The organism is Microcystis sp. LE19-131.1A, from assembly GCF_027532015.1.
Classification (GTDB): Bacteria; Cyanobacteriota; Cyanobacteriia; order Cyanobacteriales; family Microcystaceae; genus Microcystis; species Microcystis ichthyoblabe_A.
Genome location: NZ_JAPZSS010000240.1, coordinates 1 through 11617, shown reverse-complemented (window position 1 = coordinate 11617; position 11617 = coordinate 1). Strand labels below are relative to the sequence as shown.

General features: G+C 45.3%; 11 protein-coding genes and 2 pseudogenes. 11 read left to right on the top strand and 2 right to left on the bottom strand.

The window, feature by feature from the left end:
- Positions 1 to 136: 136 nt before the first annotated feature.
- The 3 genes and pseudogenes from O9323_RS17525 to O9323_RS17515 form a co-directional block, all read left to right on the top strand.
- Positions 137 to 757: pseudogene (locus O9323_RS17525) on the top strand (pentapeptide repeat-containing protein); the annotation flags it as partial.
- A gap of 212 nt (positions 758 to 969) precedes the next feature.
- Positions 970 to 1113 (top strand): annotated as a pseudogene (locus O9323_RS17520) (IS630 family transposase); the annotation flags it as partial.
- Positions 1114 to 1351: 238 nt separating this feature from the next.
- Entirely contained in the window at positions 1352 to 1546 is a 195-nt protein-coding gene (locus O9323_RS17515) for a hypothetical protein (protein WP_002737105.1), read from the top strand.
- A gap of 26 nt (positions 1547 to 1572) precedes the next feature.
- On the opposite strand, the gene O9323_RS17510 is transcribed toward O9323_RS17515, so the two are convergent.
- Positions 1573 to 1989, bottom strand: a complete 417-nt coding sequence (locus O9323_RS17510) for a DUF1816 domain-containing protein (RefSeq protein WP_002737782.1) — start codon at positions 1987 to 1989, stop codon at positions 1573 to 1575.
- A 363-nt stretch (positions 1990 to 2352) separates the two neighbouring features.
- Between O9323_RS17510 and O9323_RS17505 the strand changes: the two genes are divergently transcribed.
- Positions 2353 to 3465, top strand: coding sequence for a sensor histidine kinase (locus tag O9323_RS17505; RefSeq protein ID WP_002794844.1), 1113 nt, complete (start codon positions 2353 to 2355; stop codon positions 3463 to 3465).
- Positions 3466 to 3905: 440 nt separating this feature from the next.
- Here the strand turns inward: O9323_RS17505 and O9323_RS17500 are convergent, their stop codons facing one another.
- On the bottom strand, positions 3906 to 4460 hold the full coding sequence (locus tag O9323_RS17500; RefSeq protein ID WP_002736722.1) for a hypothetical protein: 555 nt from the start codon (positions 4458 to 4460) through the stop codon (positions 3906 to 3908).
- 1052 nt (positions 4461 to 5512) lie between these two features.
- Here O9323_RS17500 and O9323_RS17495 point away from each other — a divergent pair.
- The 7 genes from O9323_RS17495 to O9323_RS17465 all read left to right on the top strand — a co-directional run.
- Complete coding sequence (locus tag O9323_RS17495; RefSeq protein ID WP_149107435.1) at positions 5513 to 7882, top strand: arylsulfatase; 2370 nt, start codon at positions 5513 to 5515, stop codon at positions 7880 to 7882.
- Between the two features lie 89 nt (positions 7883 to 7971).
- The gene (locus O9323_RS17490; protein ID WP_288125482.1) at positions 7972 to 8646 is read left to right on the top strand and encodes a MarC family protein; all 675 of its coding nucleotides are present in this window, start codon (positions 7972 to 7974) and stop codon (positions 8644 to 8646) included.
- Positions 8647 to 8742: 96 nt separating this feature from the next.
- Positions 8743 to 9348, top strand: a complete 606-nt coding sequence (locus tag O9323_RS17485) for a hypothetical protein (RefSeq protein ID WP_002754669.1) — start codon at positions 8743 to 8745, stop codon at positions 9346 to 9348.
- 51 nt (positions 9349 to 9399) lie between these two features.
- Entirely contained in the window at positions 9400 to 10161 is a 762-nt protein-coding gene (locus O9323_RS17480) for a Coq4 family protein (protein ID WP_002754668.1), read from the top strand.
- A gap of 272 nt (positions 10162 to 10433) precedes the next feature.
- Positions 10434 to 10637 carry a DUF1345 domain-containing protein gene (locus O9323_RS17475; protein ID WP_002754665.1) on the top strand — a complete coding sequence of 68 codons (204 nt, stop codon included), beginning with the start codon at positions 10434 to 10436 and terminating at the stop codon, positions 10635 to 10637.
- Between the two features lie 42 nt (positions 10638 to 10679).
- The gene (locus O9323_RS17470) at positions 10680 to 10823 is read left to right on the top strand and encodes a DUF1345 domain-containing protein (RefSeq protein ID WP_154663925.1); all 144 of its coding nucleotides are present in this window, start codon (positions 10680 to 10682) and stop codon (positions 10821 to 10823) included.
- A 28-nt stretch (positions 10824 to 10851) separates the two neighbouring features.
- Positions 10852 to 11617: pyridoxal-dependent decarboxylase (locus O9323_RS17465; protein WP_288125481.1), on the top strand; the 766-nt coding region annotated here is incomplete at its 3' end.

The window sequence follows — 11617 nt, the reverse complement described above, 5'->3', positions numbered from 1 at the left end:
AACTCGACCGACCCAACTGCAACAAAAAGCGTTAGATTTATTGGAAGTTTCCCTGATTTGTACCCAGTAACGGGGCGGCGGAAATTCTCTTAATCCCTTCTACAGCACAGGTTATGGCTTTTTGTCAACGGGGAAGTCCAGTAATAAAATTAAAATTCTTGATTTAAGTCGGACAAATTTGAGGGGAGCCAAGCTCAACGGAGCCGACCTCAAGGGAGCCGACCTCAAGGGAGCCAACCTCAACCGAGCCAAGCTCAACGGAGCCAAGCTCAACGGAGCCAACCTCAACCGAGCCAACCTCTACCGAGCCAACCTCTACCGAGCCAACCTCAAGGGAGCCAACCTCTACGGAGCCAACCTCAACCGAGCCAACCTCTACCGAGCCAACCTCAAGGGAGCCAACCTCAAGGGAGCCAACCTCTACGGAGCCAACCTCTACGGAGCCAACCTCAACCGAGCCAACCTCTACGGAGCCAACCTCATCGAAGCCAACCTCAAGGGAGCCAACCTCAAGGGAGCCAACCTCAAGGGAGCCAACCTCATCCTAGCCATCCTCGACGGAGCCAGGGATCTTCATCCAGAACAAATTAAATCGGCCTGCTTTTGGGAAAAAGCAATACACACACAGGCCAAGTGGGATTTTGATAAAGAATTATGGGTGGCTGCTGACCGGGAAGCCAATCAACGAGAAATCGAGAAACTCAAAAGGGACAAAAACTCAGATCCGCCAAATCCGATCGATTGTAATACTAAATAGGGTTTGCGGCAAAAAGTACGGGCGAAGCATTCGGATAGAAAATCTCCGGTTTCACCGATAGGTTATGCCCGAATGCTTCGCCCCTACAGGACGCAGGCCGATGAAAACGCAAGGTTTGGAAGCACGATTCTCTCAAAATCTTGCACCTGTTTGGCGAGAAAAGCCACAAAACCCTTACCTTACCTACATTTCACATTTATTCAGCCAACCCTAAATATTATGAAAACTTTTCTGACTTTTCTTCAGCTATTTATGAATGTCTGAATGATGCCCATCTAAAACATAAAAAAGAACTGAATTCCTTGCTTACTCTACCATTTCAGAAGTTGAATAAATCTCAGATTATGAACGTCTAAAGTATAGTTGGTCGTTAATTGCCATGTCTGCTATGATACAATCAGGGGGTGCTGCTTTAGCAAAGATTGATAATGAACACTCATTATATATTAATAAATATGAATAAATATGAAGTAATTTAAGTTTCCAAGAGAATGAACCCGATCTTTTTTACTATGGGGGTAAAACTGATTTTCAATTTCTCAGCTTGAAAGGTGAACCCAGATTAAGCTATCTGAACAATAAGAGGACAAGCCAATGTTTGAAGATTTTACCTATATTACCGATGAGGCTTTTTTAGAGAATTATTGGTGGGAAGAAAAAGTTATCTGTTCCCACTGCCAAGGCAAAGGAAGAATCTATCTAGAGACAGAGAATGAATCCGTCCCCTGTAAATTCTGTGAAGGTGAAGGCATTATTCAACGAAAACAAAAGGAGACTAACTATTCCTAAAAATCTGTATAATTAGATACCATATATTAAAAATCTTCTTGAGTTAAAACCTCGGGCTGACATTGTTTAATTTCGCTGTTAATCCCCACAGCAGATTCCGATTGTAGGTCTTCGATATAACCGGATTGATGGGATAAAGCTTCAGAAAAACTCTCAAACGGACCGAAATAATAGAGACATTTCGGCTGGGTGGTGGTGATCTCTATCCACCAGGGTTGAGGTGGTAAACTAGGCTTAATGGAGACAGTTTCTGGGTCAAGAGGCTTTATACTGAGAATCCTGGCACCTTGGCGCAGGAGGCGCTGTGTTTCTTGACTCATGCGGCTTTTAGGTACTCGCAGGACTGTCCGGGAGAAGCGTTGAGGCAAAGAGCCAGAAGAACCGGAAAAAACAACTTCATAGAGAAATATTTGATTCTCTCCCTGATTATTAGCCTCTAGCATACAGAAAAGATTCTCTTTTGGGGGTAAGGGTTAAAAAAAACAGACGCTACTTTGAGCAGATGACTCAAGCAAAATCATCTCCTAACAGAGTAGCGCATCTTGATACCATAGCATAGAGCGGCAAAAAGTTAGGTTTTGACCTATTCTCCCCTCACAGCATGGCTTAAGGGGAGATTCTTCCACAGGAAGAACCCGATAGAGTTCTTTATGATGCTGTAGCCGGATATATGGCTGTTATCTTAATGGTGAGGTACAAAGTTTTTGTTTTCGGGAGTCGGTCGTCGATGCCCAATCCTGTTATACTTCATCTTTATGATAAACAATGTTAATAATATTGACGACAAATAGAGTTTTTTACCAAATATGCAGCCACCAAAATTAAGCTTAGGAACCAGATTATTTTTATCCCATCTCCTCGTTATGGTGGTGGGATTGAGTAGCTTTATTATCATTGCTAAATTATCTTCTCCCCGAATGTTTGTTTTGCGTTTGGAACAGTTAGAAAGGCAGGGATTTTTTACCGTGCGCTCGGCAAGAACTTTCTTGGTTAGGGGTTTTGAGACGGCTTGGGATAGTAGTGCTATTTGGTCATTTATTGCGGGAGGAAGTGCAGCTGGTTATCTGAGTTTTTTGGTTTCTCAACGCATTATGAAACCGGTAAAACAAATCAAACAAATCACTAAAAATTTTGCGGAAGGGGATTTATCGGCGCGAGTTCCAGAAAGCGAAATCCCAGAATTAAATCAATTAGCCATCAGTTTTAATCAGATGGCGATTAGTTTAGCCGATGTGGAAAAACGTCGCCAGGAATTAATCGGTGATCTTACCCACGAATTACGCACCCCTTTAACTGTGGTACGGGGATATCTGGAGGAATTAGCCGATGGTGCGATCAAACCTAATCCAGAACTTTATCAGAAATTAGTGAAAGAAACCCGCCGGTTAGAACGTTTAACCCACGATCTACAGGAGCTATCGCAAGCGGAATCTGGTTATCTCTCGATTAAACTGCAACCTGTTAATTTATTAACTTTGTTAAATTCTCTTATCGAAAAATTTGCCGATCAATTATTAGAAGATGGACCGACTTTACAGTTAGATTGTCCCCCCAATTTACCATCTGTCATGGCCGATCCCGATCGCCTCGAACAAATTTTAGTTAATCTGCTCGGTAATGCCATTCGTTACACCGATCATGGTGCAATTACCCTGCAAGTGACAAGGGACAAAAATCGCCTACAAATTGCCGTTATCGATACGGGAATCGGCATCGCAGCAGAGGATTTACCCTTTATTTTCGAGCGCTTTTGGCGGGCCGATCGTTCTCGTTCCCGTTATTCTGGGGGTAGTGGTATTGGTTTAGCGATTACCCGTCGTTTAGTGGAATTACACCAAAGTCAAATGGAGGTAGAAAGTGAATTAGGTAAAGGCAGCACTTTTCGTTTTTCCCTAGCAATATCTCCGAATTGGGAGTAGGGGTTTTTTTAGTGATCGGTAAACAGTAATCGGTAAGGGGAGACGGGAGAAGGGGGAGATGGAGCGGGGAGAGAGAGTTTGAGCATTTGTACTAAAATATCTAATAGACATCTCCAAAAATTATAACCCAGTCACAGCTTGCTTTTAGCTTTTGTACTAACTGAGTAGTTCTAAGCTGAAATGTGTATCTATCGTTGCTAATTCAATTTCACTGAAAAAATATGAGGCAATTAAAATCATTTTTATTTGCTTAGATTCCTTAACTAGAAAAACTTTTAGTCTTAAGATATAGTCATTTCAGATAATTCTGATACAGTCTAGACTGGTTGAACCCTTATGAACTCTGGCATTGATATTCTCAATCCTAATTGAAATGACTATAATATTTAGATGGAGGTCTAATAGGCAGTTTCAATGCAGTGCGGCTGATAACCAGATGACTATTCAGGAGAAGACAAGTGGCGGAAAATCTGGCTGGCGATGGCTGCACTCCGGCGAATTTGTTCAATTTCGGAAAGACTTTGCCAATCTTCGGTGTCTATAGTGGTTTTGCTCTGGCCATTACGCATAGTATAGGCGTAGGGACGGGCAAAAACCTGTAAATCTTCTGGAGACCATTGGGGAAAAAGCTCGCTAAGACAAACAACAAGGCGATCGAAGTTATCTAATTGACTATTAACTAGATTTTCAGCACTTTCTACTAGACGATTTAAATGTTCGGCTGGCAGTAAAGAGGCAAATTTATCAAAGATATTAGACCGGGATGAAAGGGAAACTGTCGGGAATTTTTGGTGTAAACTGCTAAAGAATCTATGAGCTTGTGCCTCGATCGCCGTCGCTTCTAGTCCTTCACACAGAGAAAAAGGCGTTTCTGTCACGTCTAAGGGATCATGACTCTCAACAGCGGTTACATCCCAGGGATAGGTGACTTCCTCTTCGATCAGGATTGCCAGAAGTTCCGCGTTAATCTGTTCGGATAGGGATAAATGGCTCATAAACGATACTCCATATTTTGGCCTTTGTGGCGTTCAATGAGTAACTACATCTCGGTTTTGACAATTCCCGAAGCTACCAACAGACTTCTGGTGGAAGCCAGACGAGAGGTACTCTTGCCATAGTAGCAATAATTAGGGTTTGCTGAAAAAGCTTTTCCTGGGGGCAGGGTGTGGGGTGTGGGGTTTTACCGATTTTGAGGTAGTCAGTTGCCTAATTTTCAGGGAAAAAGTACCTGAATTTTGCCCCCGATCCCCGCAATAGCTGGCACTTTTTGAGGTCAAAAAAGTCTAAAAGTCTTATCCAACAAGGTTTTTAGATTTATTCAGCAAGCCCTAATTAACCCCTGCATATTATTATTGATTACTTTTTGACTTTTGCCAGAAGCCGATCAGAAAAGTGGCATAAACTTCTCAACGGCTGAATTTGGAACAAGCTGACATCCTCTGCTGGAATGTAAGTGATAAGTTTTACCGCTCGAATCTGTCTTCCTCTCTGTGTTCTTTCTGCCTCTGTGGTTTATCCTTAATCTTTCTGGGATCACCTGAGAAAAACTGTATGCTAGACCATATTTAACATTTAATAATTTAATAATTCAATATTTAATCATATAAGTACCTAAGCAAAATTAATTACACATATCTAACCCCCCCTTGCCTCTTGCCTCTTGCCTCTTGCCTTTCTTCACTAGGAAATTTATTTTGCACGACTACTTATCATAATAGACTATATTACTACTGGACTTAAAGTGGCTTCTTTAATTCGGCTAGGACGATTAACAAGTGTCGAATCATCTGTAATCAATGCACGTTTAGGAAATATCTCACCAGAAAGACTAACACGCATTAAAAATCTTTTAATCAATTGGCTAAGAAAATCAAATTAGTGTGGTCTGCTAGGCTTCGCCGCTCTTCGAGAACGCAGTGCCTTCGGCAACGCCGTCATCTTATTGATTAAACTTTAAAAATGCGATCATGTATTGCCGTTGTCAACGAAATAGCCGATTTTTCCGATTTTCACCTCTCGATCGCACAATTTAAAAGGAGCCCTCAAGATGACCCAAGACAAACCGATCCAACGCCAAATTCTACCGATTCCCGACTTGACCCCCTTCGGTCTAACCACCTACGATGCCAAGAATCCCGATACCCACTATCCCCCGATTCGAGATATCCGACCGCCGGCCGGCGCACCCAACGTGCTGATCGTGCTGCTCGATGACGTGGGTTTTGGAGCCGCCAGTGCCTTCGGTGGTCCCTGCAATACCCCCACTTTCGAGCGATTAGCGGCGGCTGGGTTAAAATACACCCGTTTTCATACCACTGCCCTCTGTTCTCCCAGTCGTGCGGCTTTGCTCTCCGGAAGGAATCATCACTCGGTCGGCATGGGCAACATCACCGAAACCGCCACCTCCGCCCCCGGACAGAGTTCCGTCCGCCCCAACACCAAAGCCCCCCTTGCCTTAACCCTGAAGCTGAACGGCTATTCCACGGCGCAATTCGGTAAATGCCACGAAGTACCAGTTTGGCAAACCAGCCCGATCGGTCCCTTTGACGCTTGGCCCTCCGGCGGGGGTGGATTCGAGTATTTCTACGGCTTTATCGGTGGCGAAAATAACCAGTGGGAGCCGGCACTGTACGAGGGAACAACCCCGATCGAACCGCCGAAAACCCCGGAGGAAGGCTATCACCTGACCGAGGATCTGGCCGATCGAGCGATCGCTTGGATTAGTCAACAAAAAGCCCTCGCCCCCAATAAGCCTTTCTTTGCCTACTTCGCCCCCGGCGCAACCCACGCCCCCCACCACGTCCCGAAGGAGTGGATCGACAAGTATCGAGGCCAATTCGCTCACGGTTGGGATCGCCAGCGTGAGATCACCTTTGCCCGACAGAAAGAACTGGGCGTAATTCCCCAAAATGCCGAACTCACCCCCCGTCACGCCGAAATTCCCCCATGGGATGACATGGACGAGCGCCTGAAGCTGGTATTAGAGCGCCAGATGGAGGTGTACGCCGCCTTTCTGGAACATACCGATGATCAGGTGGGACGAGTGATTCAAGCCTTAGAAAAGCTAGAAATCCTCGACGATACGCTAATTTACGTCATCGTCGGTGATAACGGTGCCTCCGCCGAGGGAACGCTCCAGGGCGCGTTTAACGAGATGGCCAACTTTAACGGGTTAGCGAGTCTAGAAACCCCGGAATTTCTCCTCTCGAAACTAGATGACTTCGGTGCGCCCGATTCCTATAATCACTACGCGGTCGGTTGGGCCTGGGCGATGAGTAGCCCCTACAAGTGGACGAAACAGGTCGCTTCCCACTGGGGCGGCACCCGCAACGGTACGATTGTTCGTTACCCCAAACTCATCCAGGAAAAAGGTGGGATTCGTCACCAATTCTGTCACGTCATTGATGTGGCCCCGACGGTGTTGGAAGTGGTAGGCATTCCCGAACCGACGATGGTTAACGGTGTCCTACAAAGTCCCTACGAGGGTACGAGTATGGTTTATACCTTTAACGACGCAGCCGCCCCCGAACGTCATGATGTGCAGTATTTCGAGATGTTTGGCAATCGGGGCATCTATTACAAGGGTTGGAGCGCGATTACCAAGCACCGCACCCCGTGGGTGATGACTGGACAGACGATGGTTCCTTTCGACGATGATATCTGGGAACTATACGACGGCAGTACGGATTGGACGCAAGCTCGGGATCTCTGCCAGGAAATGCCAGAGAAACTGCACGAACTACAGCGACAATTTCTGATCGAGGCGGTTAAATATAATGTACTGCCCCTAGATGATCGCCAAGTGGAACGGATCGATCCTGCCACCGCCGGCCGACCCACCCTCGCCGGGGGGAACTCGCAATTATTTTTCGCCGGAATGGGGCGTTTGTCCGAAAATAGCGTCATCAACATCAAAAATAAATCCTTCTCGGTAACGGCGGAACTGGAAATTCCCCCGGAAGGTGCGGACGGGGTGATTATCGCCCAAGGCGGCCGCTTCGGTGGTTGGAGTGTCTATAGCCACGATGGAAAAGCCAAGTTCGTCTATAACGTGCTGGGGATTGAAAGTTTTGTCACCGAGGCGACGGAGACGATCCCGGCCGGTAAGCATCAGGTACGGATGGAGTTTGCCTACGATGGTGGTGGTTTAGGACGGGGGGGAAATGTCACCCTCTACTACGACGGTCAACCAGTGGGTACGGGTCGGGTAGAACGAACTCAGGCTTTTATTTTCTCCGCCGACGAAACCACGGATATCGGCTACGAATCCGGTACCCCCGTGGCGGCGGAATACACCTCGAAAACCAGTCGTTTCACCGGTAAGATCGGTTGGGTTCAACTGGATGTGGGTACGGACGCTCATGACCACCTGATCGACCAGGAGGAACGTCTGAAAATTATCATGGCCCGGCAGTAGAAAAGGGGACTTGTGATACTGATAGTTTTATCTAGACTATCCCTCGGTTAAAAGCAAAAAAATTGAGCTTAAATTAGCAACTTTGTCCTATGGAATGGTCTTTTTTGAGAAACTTTGCCATCACTTTATTCGCACTCTTAAATCCTCTGGGGATGCTGCCGATTTTTATTAGTTACACCGCTCGCGAACGTAAACAAGTGCAACGACTCGTGGCTCTATTTGTCTCGTTAACTGTCTTGTGTTTGTTGTTGATTTTTTTGTTTATCGGAACGGCAATGCTAAAATTCTTTGGTGTGACCTTAGACTCTTTTCGCCTGGCTGGTGGCGTGCTTTTGTTGATTATCGGTATCAACATTGTTAACGGTTCTGGGGCAGGGACAAAAGAGCTTTTAATTAATGAGCAAGGAAGGGATTATCTCAGCGAAGCTAAGTCAGTTTATCGGCAGATTGTTATTCCTATGGCTATGCCTTTATTAGTGGGGCCTGGGGTGATTGCTAACGTTATCCTTTATGCCAGTGAAGCCGAATCAAGGCTAGGTATTGGTACGGGCATTGAACTGATTTTGATGACAATTTTAGTCAGTTTTTTAGTCTTTCTCATCCTCGCTGCTGGCAAATGGTTACAAAGACTTTTAGGAGATATTGGCTTGAGTATTACTCAGCGAGTTATGGGCCTATTTGTAGCGGCGATCGGAGTACAATTTATGGTGACAGGTTTGATTAATATTTTTGTCGATCAGATCGTTCCGAGACTACCATCATAGCCAATTGCTAATTAGTCTAAATAGTTAGCTAAGAAAATTACTGGAAATATCAAATAAGCTGTTGTATGTTTAAACTGGGTATTAAGGAGAGCAATCATGAGAAATTCTGAGCAATTGACCAAATCCCTGAAGCGTTTTCGTTATACACTTTTTCTGGGAGTAGCGGCCATGGCAATCACTAGCTGGGGGATGCCCAATATTTCTGTAGCCCAGACTACTCCTGCTCAAGAAAAAGTGCAGTTAATGTTCGTGCAAACGGCGGAAGATCTTAAGGTAGATCCCGTCGCAAAAACAATTCGCCTGGTGAACGTCAACAAACAGACATTATACTTTTCCGATCGCCCGAACCGGATTGCTGGTAATCTGACCATGGCCGCCTACATGGATGAGTGGACAGCCAGGGCGGGAAAAGATAATTTTGCCAACGATCCCCCCAATGCTACCCTCTCGGTCTATGAACCTGGCCGTCAAGACAATACTATAATTGTCGTCGAGATTAGCAATCCCGTCATCGATGGCAAGGACTTGATTTATAGCTACAAGCTCATCGAAGGGACTCTACCCAAGGCCGGCGGGGCAACTTCCCTATTTATCGATTGGATTGGTGTTGGTGGTGGTGTCGGTCCCGGCTTTTACGGGGTGGGGGCCGGTACCCGCGGGGTCGGTTTATACGGTGGTTACGGTGGCCCCCTGCGCTATTAATACACTTGTTCTAAGCCGCCTGTAAATTTATCTACCGATGAGGAGAATTCCATGAGTTACAGATACATCAATCAATTAGCCACACCCGAAAATTTGCATCGATTTCTGGAATTTGTCGATCTAGCGGCTGGTGCGGGCCAAGAAACGGCTAATGTCTGGGAAATCGAGCGCCGATTGGTCAATAGTCGCCCGATGGAGTTATGTGTAAAAGCAGTTCTGCAAGAACCAGCCTCCGCGCAATTAGTACAAGAAAGATACATCGGCAAACCCTACGATCTCGAAGCAATGTTAAAAATGCCGAAAGGTTCTCTCGGTTGGACTTACGGCACAATTATGCACACTTTGGGCTATGATCCGCAATTTTATCCCCAACGCGAGCAATTTGATTCCGATGCCGACTATATTGGTTTTCGCATTGATAAAACCCACGATATCCATCACATTCTCACCGGGTTTAGTTTAGATACTCTTGGAGAATTGGGAGTAATTTCTGTCACGGTCGCTCAAACTCGTTATCCTACTTTTCTCCTCATCGATCTCCTCTCTTTACTGATGACTTTTTTTACCAGTGATACTCTGTTAAGTGAGGTGGAAAGTGATGCCGATTTAAATAAAACTCTCGGTTACAAATTCGAGTTAATTTCTCGGGGAATTACCATCGGTCGCCAGGCCCAACCCCTATTCCCGATCAAGTGGGAAGAAGGATTAGAAAAACCCTTAGATCAATGGCGTGAAGAACTGAATATCAAACCAGTTTTAGACGGGCCTTGGAGTTGGTACAGTTGCCCGGAATTACAAGCAGCGATCGCATAATTTACCCAGCGGATTTTTATGAGAGAATAGTTAGGGATAATTCTGCTTTGATCTATGATCAAAAAAACCTCTAGAAAACCAAGCTATACTCAAATTCGCTGCCTCTGTCAAATAATTGTCGCTCTGATTGTCTTAATGCTGCCGGTGACAAATACTCTGCGACTGGTTTTAGCTTTTCTTTTCGCTTTAATAGTGGCAATTATGTTACTAGCTTACAGAATTTCTGGCGTTGCCCCCTGGCAGTTAGAACTATTAAAATCTCCCAATCATCGGTGGCATTTCTGGAATCCCTATTTTATACGATCAGCAGTTTCGGACTATTAATTTATCTGCTCGCTTCCGAACACGCCATCGTTCATTTTGCTTGTGGTTTTTTGGGTATTATTAGTGCTTGGTTAGCCATACAACTGATCTACAGCCAAGAATATGCAGTGCGCTACTATCATGATGGTAAGGGCCTAGTTTTTCCCGATTGAGATCAACCTAATTGGACGGAATTTCTCGATCAAGGTTTTTGTATAGCGGCTTGTTATCAAACCTCCGATACAAGTATTAATAGTACGGCGATGCGGCGGCTGGTAGCAACCTACGGAATGCTTTCCTATTCTTTATCCGTCTCGATTATTGCTATTATTTTTGGGATGATTGGTAATTTACTCTAAGCAAAAAAGATATTTTATTAAGGAAGTTATGGTTCATCAGAAAATTAATCTCGATCGCCTAGGTCCAGAAGAGACACTAATTACCCCCACCTATGCTTCCCGCGCCCTGACTTCCGCCGTACCTAAATACGAGATTACCGAGGGAGAAATGCCGCCGGCGGTGGCCTACAATTTAATCCGCGATGAACTCGCCCTTGATGGTAATTCTCGCCTGAATTTGGCTACTTTTGTCACCACTTGGATGGAACCAGAAGCCAAACAATTAATGGCGGAAACCTTCGATAAAAACATGATCGACAAGGATGAATACCCACAAACCGCCGAAATTGAACTGCATTGTGTGAATATGATCGCTAGACTCTGGAATGCTCCCAAAGGCGCATCGGCAACCGGTTGTTCTACCATTGGTTCCAGTGAAGCGGCGATGTTGGGAGGCATGGCTTTAAAATGGCAGTGGCGCTATCGCCGACAAAAAGAGGGTAAACCCACCGATAAACCTAATTTAGTCATGGGCATTAATGTGCAGGTTTGTTGGGAAAAATTCTGTCGTTATTGGGAGGTAGAACCGCGTTTTGTGCCGATGGAAGGGAATCGTTTTCATCTCGATGCGACGGAAGCAATTAAACTAATTGATGAGAATGCGATCGGGGTAATGGGAGCATCCCACTTTTGCAATAAGCAATTGTACTTAGATGCGAAATACTTATATGGCAAGCCTTTTCGGGAGTTCATAGATTTTCAACGGTTCTCTAAATTGTGTGATTGGAACCAGAATCGTTACTACAAAAGCCTTC

What these genes read in the sequence shown, in the direction of transcription:
- O9323_RS17495 (WP_149107435.1), top strand. Translation starts at nt 5,513, where the DNA reads ATGACCCAAGACAAACCGATCCAACGCCAAATTCTACCGATTCCCGAC.
- O9323_RS17485 (WP_002754669.1), top strand. Translation starts at nt 8,743, where the DNA reads ATGAGAAATTCTGAGCAATTGACCAAATCCCTGAAGCGTTTTCGTTAT.
- O9323_RS17490 (WP_288125482.1), top strand. Translation starts at nt 7,972, where the DNA reads ATGGAATGGTCTTTTTTGAGAAACTTTGCCATCACTTTATTCGCACTC.
- O9323_RS17515 (WP_002737105.1), top strand. Translation starts at nt 1,352, where the DNA reads ATGTTTGAAGATTTTACCTATATTACCGATGAGGCTTTTTTAGAGAAT.
- O9323_RS17500 (WP_002736722.1), bottom strand. Translation starts at nt 4,460, where the DNA reads ATGAGCCATTTATCCCTATCCGAACAGATTAACGCGGAACTTCTGGCA.
- O9323_RS17480 (WP_002754668.1), top strand. Translation starts at nt 9,400, where the DNA reads ATGAGTTACAGATACATCAATCAATTAGCCACACCCGAAAATTTGCAT.
- O9323_RS17505 (WP_002794844.1), top strand. Translation starts at nt 2,353, where the DNA reads ATGCAGCCACCAAAATTAAGCTTAGGAACCAGATTATTTTTATCCCAT.
- O9323_RS17510 (WP_002737782.1), bottom strand. Translation starts at nt 1,989, where the DNA reads ATGCTAGAGGCTAATAATCAGGGAGAGAATCAAATATTTCTCTATGAA.